Below are 24,581 nucleotides of genomic sequence, written 5' to 3' on the forward strand. Positions count from 1 at the left end.
CAATGCATACAAAGCTCAGGCTAGAGATCGGCTTACTTCTGAGCAAGGGTTAGAGCACCGCAAGCGACGATGTATTGAGCCGGAGGCAGTCTTTGGGCAATTCAAGGCCAATATGGGGTATCGGCGTTTCAGACATATGGGCTTAGAGCAGGTGAAGATGGACTTCGCCTTTCTAGCTATGGCCTTTAATCTGAAGAAACTATGGGCTAAGCTTGCTCGAAAGGCGAAAAACACCCCGAAAAGACCTATATCAACCCTCAATCTCGGCCTCATACGCTTCTACCTCCTCGAAAGACACAAAAATATCCCTCAAAGGCTAAAACTGGTGGCTTAACCAACCCCAAACCAAAATAAATGGGGCTGCGCCAAAAATGAATTTTGACACAGCCCCTTCATTTCTTTGTTTGAAGCAATAGACTGGGTTATACGATTGTACGACTTAAAGCAAGAATCTATTGCCCCCACCTTCTGAATGGGCTTGATTACAGAGCTGTACAAATCGCTTTACAGGGCTATCTTTTCATATTGCAGCACACGGCACTCTGCCAATACACACTTTTCGCGAGGCACTCCCAATATCTTTCCTGAAATCGGTAAGAGGAGAAAAAACAAGAGAAGTGAACTGAGGCTGCAGTTTGAACAGAAACAAATGAATACGTGTAGAAACAGTAGAGGCTGTGTCGCTAAGGATGGAATCCTTGCCGCACAGCCTCGATTTTGTTATGAGGACGTATTTTATACGCTTAGTTCTCGCGATCTTTCTCTTCCTTGATGTCCTGAACACCGAGAGGCAATGACCAGTCTGCCGCACTCATACGCATGTAGTTACGATAGCGCCATTGGGCATTTTCGAACGCAGCGTCGAAAAGCTGTTCGGCATCCTCGGGGAATTCCTTGTACAGCGAAGCATAGCGGACTTCGCCTTTGAGGAAGTTCTTGAATTCGCTCCAATTCGGTTCTTTGCTATCCATCTGGAATGGATTCTTGCCCTCTTTCTCGAGTTCGGGATTGTAGCGCCAGAGGTGCCAGTAGCCACACTCAACGGCTCTCTTACCTTCGGCCTGAGTCTTGCCCATACCGCTCTTGATACCGTGTGAGATACAGGGCGAGTAGGCGATAACGATAGAAGGCCCGTCGTAGGCTTCCGCTTCGCGGATAGCTTTGAGAGTCTGTGCCGGATTGGCTCCGATAGACACTTGTGCCACATAGACATAGCCGTACGTAGCAGCAATCATACCGAGGTCTTTCTTCCTGATACGCTTACCGGCTGCGGCAAACTTGGCTATAGCTCCAATCGGAGTACTCTTGGACGACTGTCCTCCCGTATTGGAATAAACCTCTGTATCGAGAACGAGGATATTCACATTCATGCCGGTGGCAATCACGTGATCCAAACCACCGAAACCAATATCGTATGCCCAACCGTCTCCACCTATGATCCACTGTGCACGCTTGATGAAGAATGAATCGACACGGCCGATTCTCTTGCAGATATCACAATCACAAGCAGCGACAAGAGGTTTGATCTTATCGGCAAGAACTTTGCTGGCGGCAGCATCCTGACGCTTTTCTACCCATTCTCTCAAGAGAGCTTTCAGCTCGTCCGAGCAGCAGGGAGACTGCTGAGCTTCTTCTGCAAGATTCACAAGGCGACGACGCATCTTCTTATATGCCAAGTGCATACCGAGACCAAACTCTGCATTGTCCTCGAACAATGAATTGGCCCATGCCGGGCCTTCGCCGCGCTCGTTCTTCGTGTAAGGAGTAGAAGGAGCCGAAGCAGAGTAGATGGAAGAACAGCCTGTAGCGTTAGCCACCGTCTGGCGGTCTCCATAGAGCTGGGTGATCAGCTTCACATAGGGAGTCTCACCACAACCGGCACATGCACCTGAGAACTCAAAGAGCGGGGTAGCAAACTGCGAGTTTTTCACATTGGCCGCGATGTCTACCAAGTGAGCCTTGCTGGTCACGCCGGAGATCATCTTATCCCAATTCTTTTGTTCTTCGTACTGCTCCTCGATAGGCTGCATGGTCAGAGCCTTGCCATTCTTATTGCCCGGACATACATCCACACAGTTGCTACAGCCGAGACAGTCCATTACGTTCACCTGGATGCGGAAGCCCATGTCGGGGAACTGCTTCCCTACGGCCTTGAGCACCTTGACGCCGGTTTTCTCCTCTTCTTCTTTGGTGAGGACAAACGGACGGATCGTAGCGTGAGGACATACGTAGGCACACTGGTTGCACTGTACGCAGTTGTCAGCTTCCCACACCGGAACGAATGCAGCCACACCACGCTTCTCTGAAGCAGCTGTGCCGGCATCCCATGTACCGTCTTCGCGCCCGAGGAATGCAGATACGGGGAGGTCGTCACCGGCCTGCGCATTGATCGGGCGTACCACATTGTGCACAAAGTCCGTGTCACCTTCGTGGCGTACCACGGGATCGTCGGGCAGGTCAGCCCATTCGGGTTTCACCGTTATCTCCACCACATCGCCACCTCGATCCACTGCGGCGAAGTTCTTATTGACTACATCTTCACCCTTCTTGCCATAGCTCTTGATGATGAATTTCTTCATCTGCTCTACAGCCAGATCGTACGGGATCACGTTTGCAATCTTGAAGAATGCCGACTGAAGGATGGTATTCGTCCTGTTGCCCAGTCCGATCTGTTGTGCTATGGCGGTAGCGTTGATCGTGTAGAATCGGATGTTGTTCTTCGCCAAATAACGCTTTACCTTGTTGGGCAGATGTTGTTCTATATCCTCCGGAGCCCAAATCGAATTGAGTAGGAAAGTTCCTTTTTTCTTCAGACCTTTCAGCACGTCGTACATACGCAGGTAGGCAGGCACGTGGCAGGCCACGAAGTCCGGTGTCACCACAAGGTAGGTAGAGCGTATGGGTGTATCGCCGAAACGAAGGTGCGAGCAGGTGAATCCGCCCGATTTCTTCGAGTCGTAAGCGAAGTAAGCCTGACAGTATTTATTCGTATTGTCACCGATGATTTTTACCGAGTTCTTGTTGGCTCCGACAGTACCATCAGCACCGAGTCCATAGAATTTGGCTTCCACCAGTGACGGATTGTCGAAGATCAGATCTTCTCCGAGAGGCAGAGAGGTGAAAGTAACGTCATCGACGATGCCTACGGTGAAATGATCCTTCGGGACATTCAGCTTCAGATTGTCGAATACGGCTTTCATCTGCGCCGGAGTAGTATCCTTGGAAGAAAGACCGTAGCGACCACCCACAATCAACGGAGCGTCTTCCATGCCATAATAGCAATCCCTTACATCGAGGTAGAGCGGTTCGCCCGTTGCTCCGGGTTCTTTTGTTCTGTCGAGTACGGCTATGCGCTTCACTGTCTTCGGCATAGCAGCAAGGAAGTGCTTGGCACTGAAAGGACGGTACAGGTGCACGCTGAGCAGTCCGACTTTCTCGCCTTTGGCACGGAGGAAGTCTATCACTTCGCGAATAGCTTCTGTCACCGAACCCATGGCAATAATCACATGCTCGGCTTCAGGATCTCCGTAATAGTCGAACAGATGGTAGTGGCGTCCAGTGACCGTAGCCAGCTGATCCATGTAATACTGAACAGCTTCGGGCACTGCATCGTAGAAACGGTTACATGCTTCACGGTTCTGGAAATAGATGTCACCGTTCTGTGCTGTGCCACGAGTCACGGGCGACTCCGGATTGAGAGCTTGCTTGCGGAAACGCTTTACATCGTTCCAATCGATGAACTGGGCTAAGTCCTCATTGTCGAGGGCTTCGATTTTCTGAATCTCATGAGAGGTTCGGAAACCGTCGAAGAAGTGAATGAAGGGGATGCGAGTACGCAGCGTTGCCAAGTGTGCTACGCCGGCCAGATCCATGACCTCCTGCACGGATCCGGTACAGAGCTGAGCAAAGCCGGTCTGACGTGCAGCCATGACATCCTGATGGTCTCCGAAGATGGAGAGGGCATGGGAGGCGATAGTACGTGCCGAAACGTGGAAAACACAGGGTAGCAACTCTCCCGCAATTTTGTACATATTCGGAATCATGAGCAATAGGCCCTGTGATGCCGTAAAGGTTGTGGTTAGTGCTCCTCCCTGCAACGAGCCGTGAACTGCACCGGCTGCACCGGCTTCGCTTTGCATCTCCTGGACTCTTACCGTTTCGCCGAAAATGTTTTTACGGCCGGCAGCAGCCCAATCGTCCAGGTACTCAGCCATCGTAGACGAAGGTGTAATCGGATAAATGGCAGCCACTTCGCTGAACATATAAGCTATATGTGCAGCGGCTTGGTTCCCGTCACAAGTTAGGAATTTTTTTTCTTTAGCCATTTTGGTTTTTAGTTATAAAAAGTAATAATTCGGTCTTGTATTCTAATTAGCAACTCTGAAACAGAGTCGGTTGTTGCGGATGCATCGGCTCTGTCCATATTCTTCGTCTGCACACTAAGGAATCAGAGCAAAGTGAGGACAAGCGGATGCCCCGATCGACCTTCATAGCCCGTTGCCCTGCTTTTAGTACAGGAATCCGAAGAGCCAGAGGGGGATCATGTTGCGCGTACCGCTGCGCATGTTCTGGATGGCATAGTAGCGGTCGGGTCTGTAGCGACGGCTCATCTTCTCATCTATGCAGAACTGATATTGGCGATTCACGCAGAATGCGATTTGAGATCGAGAACCCAAACATACTTCGTTGCGACTCTTGACCTGATTGAGGAAGAATGTTTTGAGTACGTCTATATAGTTGAGAGGTTCCGGCTGGATTACGTATCCCACATTGGTATTGTCCAGATAGATCATAGCCGGCTTCTTGGCACCCGTCTCCTCTTCGCGGTGAAGCTCCTTGATCAGTCTGGCTTCGGACAGATACTTCAGATAGTTGGTTATCGTCGTGCGAGAAGTGTCTACTTCCTTCGCAATGTTCGATATGTTGAGCGATCCGGGAGCACGTTGTCCCAGCAGGTAGAGCAGCTTGCGCAGTTTGTGCAGGAATCGCTGTTCGATCTGTCGGATGAAAAGCACATCTACTTCAAGCGTCATATTGAGCGTTTTCAGCAGATTCTCCGAATAGTTCTTATCCTCCAGGAATATGGGATAGTATCCATGGTGAAGATAGTCCTGAAACCAGTCAAGAGGATTCACCTGCTCGAGGATTCGTGGGGCTATCTGTTCGTGGTTGGACACGATCTCATCGAAGCTGTAAGGCTGGAGCGACAGCCCTGTTTTGAGATTGAGAAATTCGCGGAATGAAAAACCGTTCAGAACGTACGATGTAACCAGTCCGTTCAGCTCGGGATTTTCTTCTTTCAGACGCATCACCGTAGATCCTGTAAAGACAATGCGCAAGTCCGGATATAGCTCCATACACTGACGCAGCTCTACAGACCAGTTGGGATATTTGAATACTTGGTCGAGTAGCAGTGTCTCTCCACCCTGCTTGACAAACTCACCGGCGAACTTCACCAAAGATTCTGTGGTGAAATAGAGTTGATTCAGATTGATATACAGGCATTTTCTATTGCCTATACCGAAGTTTTCGCGTGCATAGTCGAGGAGGAATGTGGTCTTCCCCATGCCTCGTGCACCCTTGATACCGATCAGTCTGTCGTTCCAATCGATCTCATCCATCAATCCCCTACGCAGCGAAGGTGATAGGTTGCGTAGCAAGTTGTCGTGTATTTTGAAAAAGTTATTCATGATTGGGTATCGCAATGTTTAGGTAACAAAGGTAGTATAGTTTTTCTATTTTGCAAAACAGACTTTGCAAAATAGGCGCAAAATCCCCGATCGAGACCTTTTTATTACAAATAAAAGGTGATAGTCGCACTGCGAGCCACAAATGAACCGACAATACCCATAGCCGAACGGAGTATCGAAAGAAGAGGGCGATGGATGGCAGACGAATTCTTTCAATACGTATAACAAGCTTATTTGACAAAGGATGCAAGAGGCAATGTTCTATAATCTCGCTTTAGGATATTTACGCACCAAAATTTTTCCGGGACTTCGTTCTGAAAAACGTGGCGCGAGAAAATTTTCGTTCCGCATGGAAACAAAAAAATTCTCGCGCCACGTTTTTACGAACGACAATAGAGCCGATTTTGGAACCGAGACGGCAATGTGAGCAGCATGACTCACGAGTCGTTTTTTCCTCTCGCAGGATAGGATATTTCCTTAGCCGAATACGAAGGAAGCGACACTGCCCGATTCGTGGCAGAAAGCATGGTTTTCATTCCGGCAACGAGGTGTCGCATGATGAGGGCAAGCCCGATCGTAATGCCGCCGGCACGTTGTTCTAATCTGCACCTGCGATCAAAGATTGGCTGTTTGGGAAAAAGCATATAAATTTGGCAGGAAATTTCAGAGTTTCACACCTAACACCACATCAGAACATGGCTGTCTTCATCAATGAAGTTTCCAGGACGTTCGGCGAATATCTTCTTATTCCCGGCCTCACTACAGAACAGTGCACTCCCCAAAACATCTCTCTTCAGACTCCTCTCATTAAGTTCGATCGCGATGAGAGTCCCCGTATCAAGTTGAATATCCCATTCGTTTCGGCCATCATGCAGTCGGTCTCCAATGATACACTGGCTATCGAATTGGCACGCAACGGGGGACTTTCGTTCATCTTCGGATCGCAGAGCATAGAGAGTCAGGCCGAAATGGTTCGTCGTGTGAAGAAGTTCAAGGCCGGATTTGTCACCAGCGACTCCAACCTCAGGCCGGACAATACGCTGGCCGATGTATTGGATCTGGTCAAAAGGACAGGACATAATAATATAGGTATCACTCACGACGGTTCGCCCAACGGCCGCCTGATGGGTATCGTCACGAGCAGAGACTATCGCGTCAGCACGGACTCGCCCTCGAAGCCGGTCAAAGATTTTATGACGCCGTTCGAGAGACTTACGGTGGGCAAGCTCGGCATTACGCTGAGCGAAGCCAACGATATTATTTGGGAAAACAAGCTCAATACGCTACCGATCATCGACGAAAATCAGAATCTGCAGTATTTCGTTTTCCGTAAAGACTACGACAGCCACAAGAACAATCCGCTCGAACTCTCCAACTACACGGACAAGACCCTCCTCGTAGGTGCCGGTATCAATACGCGCGACTATAAGGAGCGCGTGACTGCACTGGTGGAGGCCGGTGTGGATGTGGTGTGCATCGACTCTTCGGACGGCTATTCCGACTGGCAGAGCAATACGATCCGTTGGATCAAGGAGAAATACGGAGACAGCCTGCCCGTAGGTGCAGGGAATGTGGTCGATCGCGATGGTTTCAACTTCCTGGCCGAGGCCGGTGCGGACTTCATCAAAGTAGGGATCGGAGGAGGCTCCATCTGTATCACACGTGAGCAGAAAGGGATCGGTCGCGGTCAGGCAACGGCTGTAATAGACGTAGCCAAGGCTCGTGACGACTACTACCAACGCACCGGTACTTACGTTCCCATCTGTAGCGATGGAGGACTCGTACATGACTACCACATGGTACTGGCATTGGCCATGGGTGCCGATTTCCTGATGATGGGACGCTATTTCGCTCGATTCGACGAGTCGCCGACCAAGAAGATGAAGATAGGCAGCAATATCGTCAAAGAATACTGGGGCGAAGGCTCGAACCGCGCTCAGAACTGGCAACGCTACGACAGCGGCGGCACCGAGACGCTCAAGTTCGAAGAAGGGGTGGACAGCTATGTCCCTTATGCCGGTAAGATGAAGGACAACCTGCTCATCACACTCGGCAAGATCAAGGCTACGATGTGTAGCTGCGGTGTCATTACCATTCCGGAGCTGCAAGAGAAAGCCAAGATTACCCTCGTGAGCAGCACCAGTATCGTCGAAGGCGGTGCTCACGACGTCATACTCAAAGACCGCGGATGATAACGATCCTGGGGCCTACGGCATGCGGCAAGACACGTCTGGCCGTAAGCCTCGCATATCGGTTGGGAACCGAGATCATCAGTGCCGACTCGCGACAGATATACCGCGGCATGGACATCGGCACAGGCAAAGACTTGGCCGACTATCAGGTGGGAGGGATTACGATCCCTTGCCACCTGATCGATATAAGACCGGCAGGGGACAAATACAATCTCTTCGCTTACCAGCACGACTTTCACCAAGCCTACGCATCGATCCTCGCTCGCGGCATGGATCCGATCCTCTGCGGAGGTACGGGTATGTATATCGAAGCCGTGCTCAAAGGCTACCACCTCCCCGATGTTCCGCCCAACCCCTCGCTTCGTGACCGCTTGCAGGGGAAGACTTTGGCAGAGCTGACTCATATACTGGCTGCATACGGCCCTCTGCACAATAAGACGGATGTGGACTCGGCGCAGCGGGCTATCAGGGCTATCGAAATAGCCGAATTCATCAAGAACAATCCGGTCGAAAGCACCGAGTTTCCTCCTATCGACAGCCTGATCATCGGTCTCGATCTGGATCGTGACACCCGACGCAAAAGGATAACGGACAGGCTCCATGCCCGTATGCGCGAGGGTATGATAGAAGAAGTCAGGGGTCTTCTCGACAGTGGTATTCCGGCCGAAGATCTGATTTATTACGGGCTTGAATACAAATTCGTCACCCTGTATCTGACAGGGCAGACAGACTACGAATCCATGTTTACCGGACTCGAAACGGCCATTCACCAATTCGCCAAACGCCAGATGACATGGTTTCGTGGCATGGAACGTCGCGGATTCGTCATTCATTGGATAGATGCCCTGCTTCCTGCGGACGAACAGTGCGAAGCCGTCATGAAACTCTACGAAGCCGGAGAGTAACGGCTTTTTCTGACAAGCTCCTCTTTTTTCTGCCACGTGCAAATGACAGTTTGCACAATCCTGCCATTCTGACAGCGAAACCGGCATATTCCGACAGGAATCCGTCAGGAAATCGGCATTGGTATGCCTATTGACGTAAAAAATTGCGGAGCTACATAAGAGGCTTCCTATTGTACAAGCAAACAATCAACTAACAATAACAAACTAAGCTACAATGAACATCAAACCATTGGCAGACCGCGTACTTGTAAAGCCGGCTGCCGCAGAAGAAAAGACAATGAGCGGTATCATTATTCCGGATTCGGCCAAAGAGAAACCTCTCAAGGGTGAAGTAATCGCTGTCGGGAACGGCACGAAAGATGAAGAGATGGTGCTCAAAGCAGGAGACACCGTACTCTACGGCAAATATGCCGGCACTGAAATAGAGCTGGAGGGCGAAAAATATATCATCATGCGCCAAAACGATGTCTTGGCAATCATCTAATGGGCAAAACAAAAAAATCAGAACAAGGTAACACTGCAGGTTGGCCTTCAAAAACAGGAAACCCCAGTGGTAAAGGAAGAGACAATAATCCTCCAAAAAAGAAAAACAATAAATAATAAATAATAAAGACTATGGCAAAAGAAATCAAATTCGATATGGAATCTCGCGACCTTCTGAAGAAGGGCGTAGATGCACTGGCAAATGCCGTTAAAGTTACCCTCGGGCCGAAAGGTCGTAACGTTATCCTTAGCAAGACGTACGGAGCTCCGCACATTACCAAGGACGGTGTGAGCGTAGCGAAAGAGATAGAATTGGAGTGCCCGTTCGAGAACATGGGTGCCCAGTTGGTGAAAGAAGTAGCCTCCAAGACCAATGACGATGCCGGTGACGGTACGACTACGGCTACGATCCTCGCCCAGAGCATTATCGGCGTGGGTCTGAAGAACGTTACGGCAGGAGCCAATCCGATGGATTTGAAGCGTGGTATCGACAAGGCTGTAAAGGCTGTGGTAACTCACATCGCAGGTATGGCTAAGGAAGTGGGCGACGACTTCCAGAAGATCGAGCACGTAGCCAAGATCTCTGCCAACGGAGACGAAAACATCGGTAGCCTCATTGCCGAAGCCATGCGCAAGGTGAAGAAAGAAGGCGTTATCACGGTAGAAGAAGCCAAGGGAACCGACACTACGGTAGAAGTGGTGGAAGGTATGCAGTTCGACCGCGGCTACATCTCTCCCTACTTCGTGACGAATATGGATAAGATGGAGGTGCAAATGGAAAATCCTTTCATCCTCATCTACGACAAGAAAATATCCGTGCTGAAAGAGATGCTCCCGATCCTCGAACAAACGGTTCAGACGGGCAAGCCCCTCCTCATCATTGCAGAAGACATCGACAGCGAAGCACTCGCTACCTTGGTTGTAAACCGTCTGCGCGGCAGCCTCAAGATCTGTGCAGTGAAGGCTCCCGGATTCGGCGATCGTCGCAAGGCTATGCTCGAAGACATTGCTATCCTGACGGGCGGAACGGTTATCAGCGAAGAGACCGGTCTGAAGCTCGAAAATGCTACGATGGATATGCTCGGTACAGCTGAGAAGGTAACGGTTGATAAGGACAATACTACTATCGTTAACGGAGCCGGAAACAAAGAAGGCATCGCTTCACGTATCACGCAGATCAAAGCTCAGATCGAGAATACGACCAGCGACTACGACCGCGAAAAGCTGCAAGAACGTTTGGCCAAGCTCGCCGGCGGTGTAGCTGTTCTTTACGTGGGTGCTGCCAGCGAAGTGGAAATGAAGGAAAAGAAGGATCGCGTAGAAGATGCCTTGAGTGCAACGCGTGCTGCAATCGAAGAGGGTACAGTACCCGGTGGCGGTACGGCATACATTCGTGCCATAGCTGCTTTGGAAGGTCTCAAGGGTGAGAACGAAGACGAAACCACAGGTATCGAGATCGTGAAACGCGCCATCGAGGAGCCGCTTCGTCAGATCGTAGCGAACGCCGGTAAAGAGGGTGCCGTTGTGGTACAGAAGGTGAAAGAAGGCAAGGACGACTTCGGCTACAATGCCCGTACGGATGTTTTCGAAAACCTCTACACCACCGGTGTTATCGACCCGGCCAAAGTAACGCGTGTAGCATTGGAAAATGCAGCGTCTATCGCAGGTATGTTCCTGACTACGGAGTGCGTTATCGCTGACAAGAAAGAAGATAATCCTGCCGCACCGGCCATGCCCGGAGGTATGGGAGGAATGGGCGGCATGATGTAAGCATGAGTCCAAGAAGGATGCTTTTTTGATTCCTTTCGAAAAAACATCCTGTAGAATATTCGTATCACATTACAAGCCGAAGGCTGTGCAGAGGGTTCTCCCTCACTACACAGCCTTCATTTTTGCACACTTAACGCACGGTCTTCTCAAGACATTGCAACGAACAAATCCGGCACAGCTGCTCCGAGAGAGGAGGCTCCCATCCGAGCATACATGGATACAGATAGAGATAAAAGACTGTGCAATCTCTTGGGCTATCGCTCAGAATCTGCTCCTTTCAAGCTCTTTAACTAAAAATTCAAGAGAAATTACACGCCTGCAAGGGTTGTGTAAATCAAAAGATGTAGTATCTTTGCGATCGTATTCGGGCAACCCCTTGTACTACGGAAGTGTGGGTGAGTGGCTGAAACCAACAGTTTGCTAAACTGTCGTACGGGTAACTGTACCACGAGTTCGAATCTCGTCGCTTCCGCATTAGAGAGAGAAAAGGTCGGTTTTTATCGGCCTTTTCTCTTTTTTTAATCTGCCTTTTCCTTGTGTTTTCCGTCAAGCGAAGCACTAATAATGTCCCTTATTTCTCTGCTATCGGCATCGATCTATAGCCATTGGTCGTATTCTTACCGAGAAATGCTTTTTCCGAGGCTTTGGCTTTGTTGAGTTTCCATCGTATTTTTGTAAGCAATGAAAAAGGCTCTTTTTAAGGATTGGGCTATACTCAGTCATCTCGCTCTGATACTCATTATTGGCTATCTCCTGATCTCTGTGCTTCACTTAGCCCCTACTCTGTTCGGGTACGGACAGGAAGGCTTGCCGTTGCTATTGGCGACAAGCTTATTCAGCGTTGTGGTATTCGGGGGAGGGGCTGTATGGCAAGCCTTTTTATTTTCAGACAGGCCTGCATCTTTTTTGGGCTTACAACCGTATCAGACCGATTGGCACAAAGTAGTACTGCTGTTACTCTCTTATGCCGGATGTCTTTTGACCGTAGTATTAACGACCAAAGGCGTAAAGCTCCTTCTACCCTTTCTCCCTCCGGCTTGGCAAGAAGAAATCAACCGTAGCGGTGCCCATTATACAAGTCTGATAAAGGAGATGCTGCAGGGAGGCAAAGGTTGGGCTTTGCTTGCTATCGCAATAATACCGGGCATTACGGAAGAATTGTTTTTTAGAGGAGCCGTATTAAGATGGATGCGTCGTGTTACTCGCAATAGATGGCATGCTGCCATCTGGCTGACAGCTATAGTTTTCAGCGTTGCGCATCTCGATCTGATGGGATTTTTTCCCCGAATCGTCTTGGGTGCTTATTTGGGTTATGTCTATTATCATACGCGCAGTATATATGCCCCCATGGCTCTACACATCTTGAATAACGCTATTGCCTTATGCTCCCTTTCCTTAGACAGATAGCAACCCACTACTACAAAGAGTTCGGGGAGGACATCCACCAGCTTTGCTTCGTCTTTCCTGAAAGACGAGCCGGTCTTTTTTTCAAGCACCATCTGTCGGAGATTAGCCCAAAGCCTTTGTTTGCACCTCGGACCACGAATCTGAAGGATTTGCTGCTGGGGCTGTCTCCCTACAAAGAGCTTGACAGAACGGCCTTGCTATTCGAGCTATACAATACTTACAAAGAGATATGGCCTGAGGCGGAACCTTTCGATCAGTTTATTTTTTGGGGCGATATTATCCTGAAAGACTTCAATGAGATAGACAAACACCTCGTATCGGCCAAAGCCTTGTACAGCAATCTGAAAGACTTTCGGGAGATGGAGAACGATTTCTCCTTTTTGAGCGAAAGACAGGTAGCAGCCATTCGCAGTTTTTGGGAATCCTTTTCCCCGGCAAACGGCAAAATGGAGAATGGATGTCAGCAGAGCTTTCTGGACTTCTGGAAGCTATTATCTCCACTTTATACTCGGTTCAACCAACGCCTTGCAGACCAAAGCAACGGATACCATGGGATGATCCTTCGTCATACCGCTGATCGCCTCCGGCAAAGAGAAACATCGGTACGAGAGCTGCTCTCATCCGCAGACAGAAGGGGGAATATGCATCCTGATAAATATGTCTTTGTCGGTTTGTTCGCCCTTTCTCCTGTCGAGGAATATATTCTCGTTCGTATGAAAGCGGAAGGGATATGTGATTTTTGCTTTGATGATGACCTCTCTCTATTGCATTCGGCAGGTAATCTTTCCCGCACTATTCTGGATCATAACAAAGAGATTTTCGGGCAACAGACTCCGTGGCGAGAGTCTTCCGAGAACGGTCGAACAGGCTCATCGGAAGACAAACCGGCTCCTGATATCAGGATCATACGTACCGCCTCCGAGATTGTTCAGGCCAAACTTTTGCCGCAGCTGATCGAGGAGTTATACCCTGAAGGTTATTCTGACAAGGAAAGAATAGAAACAGCTATCATTCTTCCCGATACACGAATGTTGATGCCCGTATTGAGCAGTCTGGCCGAGACTGTAGGACGTATCAATGTGACTATGGGCTATCCTCTCTCTCAGAGTGCCATTTCCATTCTTGTCGAGAAGTGGATCAAAGTACAGGCAGAAATCCGTCTTATTCAAAAAGTTCCTCATTTTCGGACGGATGCTGTTCTTGACTTGCTCAATAGTGTTCTTCTCGCTCCCTTATTGACAGATCATTCGCGTGCTCTTCTCTCGGATCGGGAAGTAAGCAAGCAGTACTACGTACCGGAGGAGAGACTTTGGGGCGATGAACTGACCGATCTGCTTTTTAGCCGACCGGATAGTGGACAGCAGCTACTCGACCGGTTGTTCCTGCTCCTTGAAAAAATTGCCGAAAACATGCTCTTCCGACTAACCGATTCGGAGTATGACCAATCGGAACAGACCAATAATATGGAGCTGGAGCAGATCTATCACTATCGCAATATGCTCAACAGGCTCAGAGGACTGGTCGAATCCTATGCCATGGATATGTCAGTTCGTTCTGCGGCTCTTCTGTTGCAAGGATTGGTATTCGGAGTGAGCATCCCGTTCGAGGGAGAACCTCTGGTAGGCCTGCAAATCATGGGAATAGATCAAACGCGAACTTTGGATTTCAAACATCTGATCATTCTCTCTGCCAACGAGGGTAAACTTCCATCGCGTGTCTATGAAACGACAATGATACCTTACACATTGCGAAGAGGATATGGACTTCCGGTCAATGAGGTAAACGAAGCCACCCAATCTTATGATTTTTTCCGTCTCATTCAGCGAGCCGAAAGTGTAACGATGCTGTACGATGCTCGTTCGGACCAGCTTGGAGGAGGAGAGGAGAGCCGTTATATCCGACAGATGCGTTTCCTTTTCGATATGTCTCTAAAGGTACAGGAATTGCACCTGACAGGTTCGCTTCCACATACTCCTGCTATATGTGTCAAGAAAGAGGGAGATGTACTGACGAGACTGCACCGATTCCTCGAATGCGAGGACGAAGAATCATTCGATCCGGAAGAACGTCTGTCTGCTCTTTCGGCCAGCAGCATCAATACATATGTGGCTTGTCCTCTTCGTTTTTATTTTGAAAACGTCAGAGGGATACGAGAGGAGAATGCTTCCGATGAACTGATGGCTGCCAATGATTTCGGCACCGTGGTGCATCGTGCCATGGAGTTGATCTACAAGCCTTGTTGTGGTGATGGGATAGTTTCTTCGGATATTTTATCTCGGTGGTTGGATCCGAAGAATGCTACTATCGCGAGGATAGTAAGGCAAGCATACACAGAAGAATATCTCCGATCGGCCGATACTCAGAGAGCTTTGTCGGGATTGAATCATCTTTATTGCATCATGATAGAGAAGTATGTGCGACGGATCTTGGAGCATGACAAATCATTGGCTCCCTTTCGCTACATAGACTCAGAGCGCAAAGTCAAAGGCAGCTTCTCTCTTAGCAATGGTAGCCGAGTGCGGCTACACGGAATCATAGATCGCATTGACGAGTTGAATGAGGAATATCGTCGTATAGTGGACTACAAAAGTGGAGATACTACCACAGAGCTTGGCTCATGGGACCTTATGTTCGAACACCCGATGGCAGGAAAAAATAAAAAACATCCAACAGCCATAGCTCAAACACTCTTATATGCCCTCATGGCCAAGATGCAAATGGAGAACGAGGGAGAGGGTGCCGAACTCCCCCTGTGTCCGACGATATATGGCTTTAAGGAGCTGTACAAGCAGAAAGAGGATTACACGGGCGTGGTCGTTCTCAAGGAAGTAGGGAAAGCAGTTGAGCAGATTACGGATTTTGATCAAATTTGCGAAATGTTCGAAGAGAGGTTGCGAACTTGTTTGGACGAATTGTTCGATCCCGATATTCCTTTTACAGGAACTGAGGACATACGGACTTGCAGCTATTGCCCGTTCGCAAGCTTATGCGGAAAATAATACGAAGTACTCTCATAATTGGCAATTCACGATGGTAAAAAAATATCTAAGCACACTGAAGGTTTCGGCCGGACTATTCTCCGTCATCTTGACTATCTTATTGGGCAGCGGACTTCCAGCCAATGCACAGACAGATAGCACAGAGGTGAAAGATCAAGGCCTGCAGATGAGCCTCTTGATCTCTTCTCCTTCCACAGAAGCGGTATATACTCGCTACGGTCATGTCGCATTCAGGATTCTCAATCCTGTACAAGGAACGGATATTGCTTACAATTATGGCATGTTCGACTATAACGAACCTAATTTCATGCTTCGATTTGTGCAAGGGGAAACGAATTACTACGTTGAAGCTCTTTATACATCCTATTATGCAGAAGAATACCTTCGGAGCGGAAGAGGAATTGTGGAATTAGTATTGAATCTCACACAGGAAGAGATCGAGAAAGCCGAGCAGTATTTGACATGGAATATTCGCCCCGAGAATAAACGATACCGCTATAATATCTTTTATGACAACTGTGCTACTCGCCTCATCGAGATCATAAAAGAAACCACAGGAGCTACCTTGCAAATCCCTCATGAGGGTGAGGAGAGAAAGTGGAGACAGCTGATCGACGAATGCTGCACCGATGCCCCTTGGGTCAAGTTCGGCATCGATCTGGCTCTCGGAGCGAAAACAGATACTTATGCCAATCCGGAGGAGCAGCTATTCCTGCCGAATAGAATGTTGGATCTGCTACCACGTACCGCTCTACTCTACTCCAATGGTCGATCAACGCCACTCATCAGGGATACCAAGGAATGGTTCCCGGCTAAGCCGGCCAGTATGGAGCCTGCAGAGGAGGGTTGGCCTACGCCTTTATTGGCTTCTATAGCTTTGCTGATAGTTTCTATTGCAGTAGCCACTTGGGATGTCCGCCGCAAGGATATATGCTATCTATATGACTCTGTTTTATTAACCATTATGGGACTATCAGGATGTGTTATTTTCATTCTGTCATTTTTCTCAGAACATCCGCATACCAACCCGAATTACAATCTTTTCCTGCTTCATCCCCTTCATCTGCTTATCGGGGTGCCTCTGACTGCGGTACCACGCTTTCACCGAGCAGGCTTTGTCTATCATTTTATTAACTTTGCGGAGCTAAGTTTGATCGGTTTGGCAATATGGTTTCTGCCCCAACAAGTAGTGCTTCCTCTCTATGTGTTCGGCATTGCTCTATGGTTGCTTTCCGCTCGCTGGATATTGGTAAATAGATGGAAAAAGAACGTTCGGTGAAACGACTGGTAACGACCCTTTTGGCCGTATTGGCTATAGGGAGTGTTACGGTACAGGGGCAATCGGTTCATCCCAAGCTGGTGGTGGTAATTACCATTGACCAATTGAGGGGTGATCTCCTCTCGTTTTGTCGCTCGCAATATGGCACAGGTGGATTCAATCATCTGCTGCAGAATGGACTTGTTTTTAGCAATGTAGACTTCGGATTCGATGGCGTAGACGAAGCATCGGCTATTGCAGGCATATATACCGGCACCTATCCCAATCGTCACAGTATTACAGGTAGTACTGTATTTGAAAGAGAAAAGAATAGGCGGGTATCCATTTTAGAAGACAAAAACTTTTTAGGCAATTATACCTCCGAACATCTATCTCCACTCAGGCTTACATCCGGCACTATCGGTGATGAGCTACGAGCTGCAACCGATGGCAGAAGCAAAGTATATGCGATAGCTCCGAATGCCGTTGCAGCAATTATAGCTGCCGGCCAGTCCGGAAATGGTGCTTTTTGGCTCGAAAACCGTAAAGGGATGTGGGCTACGACTACCTACTACAAAGATTTCCCTTGGTACATCGATAAGTTCAACTCCTCGGCGGACTCTCCCTCTTCTAAATTGAGCAATGTCGTATGGACTCCTATGTCCTCGCCCCAATCTTTGCCTGTGGGTGGAGATCCCGTTGCTTTCTCTCACAGATTCAGCCATTCCAATATCAGTCTTTTCAAACAATCTGCCCCGATCAATGAAGAAGTCACGACTTTGGCTCTCCGACTGATCGAGTATGGAGGATTGGAACTGGCCAAACAGCCCAATCTGCTATCGCTCACTTATTATGCAGGAAGATACCCTGCCAAACATCAGAGTGAGCATCAGGCCGAAATGGTGGATACGTACCGTCGCTTGGATGCCCAACTTGCTCGCCTGTTCACGGCTTTGGATAAGAAGATTGGCTTGACAAACTGCATAATAGCCCTGAGTGGAACAGGCTACTTCGATAGTTCGATCCCGGAGGAAAGCATATTCCTCCATAAGCGCCGTCGCTACTTCAGTCCCAAGCGATGCAAAGCTTTGATCAATATGTATTTGATGGCTCTGCACGGACAGGGACAATGGGTGTTGGATTATGCAGATGGCCGATTGATTCTGGATAAAAAACTGGCAGAAAAGAAGCAAGTCGATATGCGCCGGCTTCAATCAGAAGTGGCAGAATTTGCCCGACAGATGAGTGGTGTACGACTTGCATTGCCGGCACATGAAATAGGTTCGGGAGCAATTAACGAAGAAGCGAATCGTTTTGTCCGTTCGTTCCGATTGGGGCAATCCGCGGATGTATGTTTGCAATTGCAAGGAGGATGGATAGAAGGAGAAGAGGAGGCATCCCCGAATTCAGGTCAAAAACAAATACGTTATAATGCCGTAGCAGCTCCTTTTATCTTGGTGATACCCGACATAAAAGGACAAAGAGTGCAGCGAACTATCTCTTCGACAGAGATAGCTCCCACCTTGGCGTATATCCTCCGGATACGTCCTCCGACAGAGGCTCGCGCCTTGCCATTGCCCGAAGTGGCTCTCTGAAAATATATTCTTCGGGAAGAGAAGAATAGGGTCTGCCTTTAAGCCGGACTTTATATATCATAACAGCTACAAAAAATATAATAAGATAAATGGGATTCAACGAATTCATGTCGAAGATTTTCGGCAACAAATCACAGCGCGACCTCAAAGAGGTAAAACCTTTTGTGGACAAGATCAAAGCTGCATATGGTGAGATCGAACGACTGTCGGACGATGACCTTCGCGAGCGTACGATTGTCTTGCGCCAAAAGATACAAGATTACGTCAAAGACGAGAGAGCTGAAATCGACAGATTGAAAGCTGAAGTAGAAGGCAAGGATCTGGACGAAAGAGAAGAAATCTGGACGAAGGTGGATAAACTGGAAAAAGAGATTTTGGACAAAATGGAAGTCGTTTTGGATGAAATTCTCCCAGAAGCATTTGCTATTATCAAAGATACTGCTCGCAGATTCGCCCAAAACGAAACTATTCGAGTTAAAGCCACTGATCTTGATCGTGACCTTGCCATCAATCATGACTTCGTCTCGATCGAGGGAGATACCGCAATCTACCAAAACCACTGGGTAGCAGGAGGCAATGAAATCTTGTGGGACATGATTCACTATGATGTTCAGCTCATCGGTGGTACAGTATTGCACAAAGGGAAAATCGCCGAAATGGCTACCGGTGAAGGAAAGACACTGGTAGCTACCCTACCTGTATTTCTCAATGCTCTCACCGGTAATGGGGTGCATGTGGTGACGGTCAATGACTACCTTTCCAAACGTGACTCGGAATGGATGGGGCCATTGTATATGTTCCATGGTTTGACCGTGGATTGTATAGATAAGCACCAGCCCAATTCGGATGCCCGCCGCAAGGCCTATAATGCAGATATTACATTTGGCACCAATAACGAATTCGGCTTCGACTACTTGCGCGACAATATGGCCACGAGTCCTAAGGATTTGGTACAGCGTAAGCACAACTACGCCATTGTCGATGAGGTCGATTCCGTATTGATCGATGATGCCCGAACGCCGTTGATCATTTCTGGTCCTACTCCCAAAGGTGAAGATCAGTTGTTCGAGGAGTTTTTGCCCAATGTGGAGAAAGTTGTCGAGGCACAGCGCAAACTTTGTTCACAATTGCTTATTGATGCCAAAAATAAGATGGCATCTGAAGACAAGAAAGAACAGGAAGAGGGTTCTTTGCTACTTTATCGCTCGTTCAAGGGTCTTCCCAAGAATAAACAGTTGATCAAGTATCTGAGTGAACCCGGCATCAAGAGCTCTATGCTGAAGACCGAAGAAGCATACATGGCCGAAAACATGAGGAATATGCATTTGGTCACAGACGAATTGTATTTCATCATAGACGAAAAGCGTAATAGCGTAGAGCTTACCGAGAAGGGTATCGACCTTCTGACATCCCGTACAGATGACCCGAAGTTCTTCGTCTTGCCTGATATCGCAGCTGAGTTATCTACTTTGGACAATATGGAATCCGATGCAGAAAAACGTCGAGAAGCCAAGGATGAGATCATAGCCAACTATTCGATCAAGAGCGAGCGTGTACATACTGTCAATCAGTTGCTCAAAGCCTATGCTCTCTTTGAGAAAGATGATCAATACGTGGTCATGGACAATAAAGTGCTCATCGTAGACGAGCAGACCGGACGTATCATGGACGGACGTCGCTATTCGGACGGTCTTCATCAGGCTATCGAGGCGAAAGAGCGTGTAAAAGTAGAGGCCGCGACACAGACTTTTGCAACCATTACTCTCCAGAACTACTTCCGCATGTATCATAAGCTGGCAGGGATGACCGGCACAGCTGAGACTGAAGCAGGAGAGCTTTGGGACATCTACAAGCTGGACGTTGTAGTTATTCCGACGAATAAGCCTATCGCCCGTAAGGATATGAATGATCGTATCTATAAGACGGCGCGTGAAAAATATGCGGCGGTCATCGAAGAGATTGTACGCCTTGTCGAAGAGGGCAGACCTGTACTTGTCGGTACGACTTCTGTGGAAATATCTGAATTGTTGAGCCGAATGCTACGCTTGCGTGGTATCCAACACAATGTGCTCAATGCCAAATTGCATCAGAAGGAAGCCGAAATTGTAGCTCAGGCCGGTCAAAAAGGAACTGTTACCATCGCAACGAACATGGCCGGTCGTGGTACCGACATCAAGCTCTCTGCCGAGGTTAAGAAAGCCGGAGGTTTGGCCATCATCGGTACAGAAAGACACGAATCCAGACGAGTGGACAGACAGCTTCGTGGTCGTTCCGGTCGTCAGGGAGACCCCGGTTCGTCCATATTCTATGTTTCGCTTGAAGACCATCTGATGCGTTTGTTCGCCACGGAGAAGATCGCAGCATTGATGGATCGCTTAGGTTTCAAGGAAGGCGAAGTGCTCGAAAACAACATGTTGAGTAAGTCCGTAGAGCGTGCCCAAAAGAAGGTGGAAGAGAACAACTTCGGTATCCGTAAACATCTGCTTGAGTACGATGATGTAATGAATTCGCAACGTGAAGTCATTTATACCCGTCGCCGTCATGCTTTGATGGGAGAGCGAATCGGTATGGATGTACTCAATACCATATACGATGTATGTAAGGCTCTGATTGACAATTATGCAGACGCCAATGATTTCGAAGGCTTTAAGGAAGATCTGATGCGTGCACTTGCGATAGAGTCTCCTATCACGGAAGAAGCATTCAGAGGCAAGAAAGCAGAAGAGCTGACCGATATGCTTTTCGATGAAGCTTACAAGTCTTTCCAACGTAAGATGGACCTGATCGCAGAAGTAGCTTATCCTGTCGTTCATCAGGTGTTCGAGACCCAAGCTGCCGTGTACGAGCGAATTCTAATCCCCATTACGGATGGTAAGCGTGTATATAATGTTGGATGCAATTTGCGTGAAGCAGACGAAACTCAAGGGAAAAGCATCATCAAAGAATTTGAGAAAGCTATCGTACTGCATACTATCGATGAGTCTTGGAAAGAGCATCTGCGTGAGATGGATGAACTTCGCAATTCCGTGCAGAATGCGAGCTACGAAAACAAAGATCCACTACTTATCTATAAGCTCGAATCTTACGAACTGTTCCGCAAAATGGTAGAAGCCATGAATCGTAAGACCGTAGCGATCCTAATGCGTGCTCGGATACCAGTACCGGATGCTCCTTCTCAGGAAGAGCTGGAGCGTAGGCGGCAAATTGAGATCCGACACGCGGCCGAACAGCGTACGGATATGAGCAAGTATCGGACACAGAAAGACGATATAGAAGCCCAGCAGAAAGCACAAAGAGATGCGGCAAGCAGACCTCAGGGCGCAGCTGCTCCCCAGACACCGATAAGAAACGAAAATAAGATCGGGCGGAACGATCCTTGTCCTTGCGGAAGCGGCAAAAAGTTCAAACAGTGCCACGGGCGTAACCTGTAAGATAGATTTATGAGAGAATCACCGACTATATATAGATGATAGTCTGTGATTCTCTTTTTATTTTCTCCCCTAACCGCATATAAAAAAGACTATGATTCTATCTATGACCGGATTCGGCAAGCATACAACTCAATTTGCCGATAAAAAAATAACTGCGACCATCAAGTCGCTCAATAGCAAACAGCTCGATCTGTCAACGAAGATTTCCAGCCGTTACCGTTATAGAGAACTACCTCTCAGGGCTTTGGTTTCGGCCGACATAGGGCGGGGAAAAGTGGATTTCAGCCTGTTTCTCGAAGAATCCGGCAGTACAGATGTTGTATCTCAGATATTCGATACAGAAAAGATGTCCTCTTATTTCTCCCAACTCAAGGAATTTGGCGAAAAGATGGGAGTGGAAGTACCTGCAGGAGGATGGTTCGAACAGCTGCTTCGGATCCCCGGAGTCATTCGGGTGGATGAAGAAAAAGAGGAAGAAATCCCAGAAGATGAATGGGCTGTCATGATTGAAACTTGTCGGAAAGCTCTTGATCAGCTAATCGAATTCCGCAAACAAGAGGGTGCTATGCTGGAGCAGGTGTTCACGGAGAAAATATCTAATATTTCTTCTTTGCTTTTGCAGATCGAGCAGTATGAACCAGAGAGGATCCAACGAATCAAAGAGCGGATAGAGGAAAACCTGACCAAAATATCAGAGAAGGACTACGACAAGAACCGATTCGAACAAGAGATGATTTATTACATCGAGAAATTGGATGTAAACGAAGAGAAGCATCGCTTGCGGAATCATCTTTCCTATTTTATCCAAACCATGCAAGGCGAACCCGGACAAGGGAAAAAGCTCAGCTTCATTGCACAAGAAATCGGTAGAGAAATCAATACGCTCGGATCCAAAAGCAATCATGTGGAGATGCAGCAAATCGTCGTACAGATGAAAGACGAATTAGAACAGATCAAAGAGCAGGTACTGAACGTATTGTAACCATTCCACTACATATTTAGACAAAATTACCCATGACCAAACTAATCATCATCTCGGCCCCATCCGGAACAGGCAAGAGCACCGTCATCGAACAACTTCTTACGGACAGAGAGCTTAACCTTCATTTCTCTATTTCGGCGACCAGCCGTGCACCCCGAGGAGAAGAGCAGCATGGACGAGAGTATTACTTCTTATCTCCGGAAGAATTCAGACGCAGAATAGAAGCCAATGAATTCGTAGAGTACGAAGAAGTGTACAGAGACAAATACTATGGCACACTCAAAAGCGAGGTGGAGCGTATCCTGAAGGAAGAGAAAAACGTCATTTTCGATGTTGATGTCGTTGGAGCACAGAACATCAAGAAGTATTATGGAGATAGGGCATTGGCCATCTTTATCCTGCCTCCTTCTATAGAAGAGCTGCGTTCTCGTTTGCAAAAACGAGGCACGGACTCAGTGGAAACTATTAAGCAGCGCGTGGACAAGGCCGAGAAAGAAATCGGTTATGCACATCTTTTCGACCTGCGCTTTGTAAATGATGATTTGGCGACCTGTGTAGAGCAGATCAGGAAGGCTATAGCCCAATTCTTGGCCAAATAATAGTTTCTCTTCCTACAAGATGGTTCTTAATTACATATTCGTAGCTTTTTTCCTCGTTTCGCTCATTGTGGCACTCGTTCGATTCATAGTTTTCGGCGATGTGTCCGTATTCGATGAGATGGTGCAGGCTTCTTTCAGCCAGTCGAAGAATGCCTTTGAGATAGCACTTGCACTGACCGGCGTACTCGCTCTGTGGCTCGGTCTGATGAAAATAGCAGAAAGAAGCGGTCTTATTGGCAAGCTGGCACAGGTCAGCTCCCCGATCCTTAGCCGATTGTTCCCTTCCGTACCTAAGAACCATCCCGCGCTGGGCAATATTTTCATGAATATATCGGCCAACCTGTTGGGCCTCGACAATGCTGCTACCCCCCTCGGTATCCGTTCGATGGAGAGTTTGCAAACGATTAATCAGCAAAAAGATAAAGCCAGCGATGCCATGATTATGTTTTTGGCCATCAATGCCAGTGGGCTTACGCTGATACCCTCTTCCATCATGGCCTATCGCCTACAGGCCGGAGCGGCAAATCCGGCCGACATCTTTGTCCCGATACTGATCGCTACGTTTGCTTCCACATTGGTAGCCATCCTTGCCGTAGGGATCAGGCAGCGCATCAATTTCCTCCAAAGACCTCTTCTTCTTTTTCTTCTTTCTTCTCTTCTTTTCATCGGAGGGATAATCTATGCAGGACGTACTCTTCCTCCGGAAACATTCAGCAGCATCAGCACTGCGTTTGCGTCCATTCTTCTGTTTGGAATCATGTGCGGATTCGTCGTCAGCGGACTGCGTGCACGCATCAATGTGTACAATGCCTTTATCGAAGGGGCAAAAGATGGTTTCGGTACGGCAGTGACCATCATTCCCTATCTGCTAGCCATGCTGGTCGGCATCGGTATATTCAGAGCTTCCGGGGCCATGGATCTGATAACGGAAGGATTGCGCAAGCTGATAGACTTTTTCGGAGGGGATATGAAGTTTGTGGAAGGAATCCCGACCATGCTGATGAAACCACTTAGCGGAAGTGGAGCCAGAGGGCTTATGGTCGATGCCATGCAGACGCACGGAGCCGATAGCTTTGTCGGTCGTCTATGCAGCATTGTACAGGGTTCCAGTGATACCACATTCTATGTCGTAGCCCTCTACTACGGAGCCGTCAAAATACGCAATACACGTTATACGGTGAGCTATTCCCTTTTGGCCGATTTGGCCGGAGCACTGACAGCCATTGCTGTCACTTATATTTTCTTTGGTTGAAGGTACGGAGACCGAGCA

General features: G+C 48.3%; 15 protein-coding genes and 1 tRNA gene. 14 read left to right on the forward strand and 2 right to left on the reverse strand.

All coding sequences use genetic code 11. From position 1 onward, the window contains the following. On the forward strand, positions 1 to 334 hold a 334-nt coding region (locus tag F452_RS11935), incomplete at its 5' end, for a transposase (RefSeq protein ID WP_018965001.1). A gap of 409 nt (positions 335 to 743) precedes the next feature. Here the strand turns inward: F452_RS11935 and nifJ are convergent. Further along, positions 744 to 4,325, reverse strand: a complete 3,582-nt coding sequence (gene nifJ, locus F452_RS0104255) for a pyruvate:ferredoxin (flavodoxin) oxidoreductase (RefSeq protein ID WP_018965002.1) — start codon at positions 4,323 to 4,325, stop codon at positions 744 to 746. Between the two features lie 183 nt (positions 4,326 to 4,508). Continuing rightward, positions 4,509 to 5,690: an AAA family ATPase gene (locus F452_RS0104260; protein WP_018965003.1), complete on the reverse strand. Its 1,182-nt coding sequence runs from the start codon at positions 5,688 to 5,690 to the stop codon at positions 4,509 to 4,511. A 695-nt stretch (positions 5,691 to 6,385) separates the two neighbouring features. Here F452_RS0104260 and F452_RS0104270 point away from each other — a divergent pair. The 13 genes from F452_RS0104270 to F452_RS0104335 all read left to right on the forward strand — a co-directional run bounded on the left by F452_RS0104270 (position 6,386) and on the right by F452_RS0104335 (position 24,563). Beyond that, a complete protein-coding gene (locus tag F452_RS0104270; RefSeq protein ID WP_018965005.1) occupies positions 6,386 to 7,882 on the forward strand; it encodes an IMP dehydrogenase in 1,497 nt (498 codons plus the stop codon). Beyond that, positions 7,879 to 8,787 carry a tRNA (adenosine(37)-N6)-dimethylallyltransferase MiaA gene (miaA, locus tag F452_RS0104275; RefSeq protein WP_018965006.1) on the forward strand — a complete coding sequence of 303 codons (909 nt, stop codon included), beginning with the start codon at positions 7,879 to 7,881 and terminating at the stop codon, positions 8,785 to 8,787. The genes F452_RS0104270 and miaA overlap by 4 nt, the downstream gene beginning before the upstream one ends. Positions 8,788 to 9,001: 214 nt before the next feature. Further along, positions 9,002 to 9,271 (forward strand): co-chaperone GroES, encoded by a 270-nt coding sequence (locus F452_RS0104280; RefSeq protein ID WP_018965007.1) that lies wholly within the window; start codon positions 9,002 to 9,004, stop codon positions 9,269 to 9,271. A 131-nt stretch (positions 9,272 to 9,402) separates the two neighbouring features. After that, the gene (gene groL, locus F452_RS0104285) at positions 9,403 to 11,040 is read left to right on the forward strand and encodes a chaperonin GroEL (RefSeq protein ID WP_018965008.1); all 1,638 of its coding nucleotides are present in this window, start codon (positions 9,403 to 9,405) and stop codon (positions 11,038 to 11,040) included. Positions 11,041 to 11,425: 385 nt separating this feature from the next. After that, positions 11,426 to 11,512 (forward strand) — tRNA-Ser (locus F452_RS0104290). 209 nt (positions 11,513 to 11,721) lie between these two features. Beyond that, positions 11,722 to 12,447: a CPBP family intramembrane glutamic endopeptidase gene (locus F452_RS0104300; RefSeq protein WP_018965010.1), complete on the forward strand. Its 726-nt coding sequence runs from the start codon at positions 11,722 to 11,724 to the stop codon at positions 12,445 to 12,447. Further along, on the forward strand, positions 12,423 to 15,446 hold the full coding sequence (locus tag F452_RS0104305; RefSeq protein WP_018965011.1) for a PD-(D/E)XK nuclease family protein: 3,024 nt from the start codon (positions 12,423 to 12,425) through the stop codon (positions 15,444 to 15,446). Before F452_RS0104300 ends, F452_RS0104305 begins: the two co-directional genes overlap by 25 nt. 31 nt (positions 15,447 to 15,477) lie before the next feature. Beyond that, positions 15,478 to 16,725 (forward strand): lipoprotein N-acyltransferase Lnb domain-containing protein, encoded by a 1,248-nt coding sequence (locus F452_RS0104310; protein WP_018965012.1) that lies wholly within the window; start codon positions 15,478 to 15,480, stop codon positions 16,723 to 16,725. After that, positions 16,704 to 18,299 carry an alkaline phosphatase family protein gene (locus F452_RS0104315; RefSeq protein WP_018965013.1) on the forward strand — a complete coding sequence of 532 codons (1,596 nt, stop codon included), beginning with the start codon at positions 16,704 to 16,706 and terminating at the stop codon, positions 18,297 to 18,299. Before F452_RS0104310 ends, F452_RS0104315 begins: the two co-directional genes overlap by 22 nt. An 89-nt stretch (positions 18,300 to 18,388) precedes the next feature. Next, a complete protein-coding gene (gene secA / locus F452_RS0104320) occupies positions 18,389 to 21,730 on the forward strand; it encodes a preprotein translocase subunit SecA (RefSeq protein ID WP_018965014.1) in 3,342 nt (1,113 codons plus the stop codon). Between the two features lie 91 nt (positions 21,731 to 21,821). Beyond that, positions 21,822 to 22,712: a YicC/YloC family endoribonuclease gene (locus F452_RS0104325; protein ID WP_018965015.1), complete on the forward strand. Its 891-nt coding sequence runs from the start codon at positions 21,822 to 21,824 to the stop codon at positions 22,710 to 22,712. A gap of 32 nt (positions 22,713 to 22,744) precedes the next feature. After that, positions 22,745 to 23,311, forward strand: coding sequence for a guanylate kinase (gene gmk, locus F452_RS0104330; RefSeq protein ID WP_018965016.1), 567 nt, complete (start codon positions 22,745 to 22,747; stop codon positions 23,309 to 23,311). A gap of 19 nt (positions 23,312 to 23,330) precedes the next feature. Continuing rightward, positions 23,331 to 24,563 carry a nucleoside recognition domain-containing protein gene (locus F452_RS0104335; RefSeq protein ID WP_018965017.1) on the forward strand — a complete coding sequence of 411 codons (1,233 nt, stop codon included), beginning with the start codon at positions 23,331 to 23,333 and terminating at the stop codon, positions 24,561 to 24,563. The last annotated feature ends 18 nt before the right edge of the window (positions 24,564 to 24,581 follow it).

It is taken from the genome of Porphyromonas gulae DSM 15663 (genome assembly GCF_000378065.1).
In the GTDB taxonomy this organism is placed as follows: domain Bacteria; phylum Bacteroidota; class Bacteroidia; order Bacteroidales; family Porphyromonadaceae; genus Porphyromonas; species Porphyromonas gulae.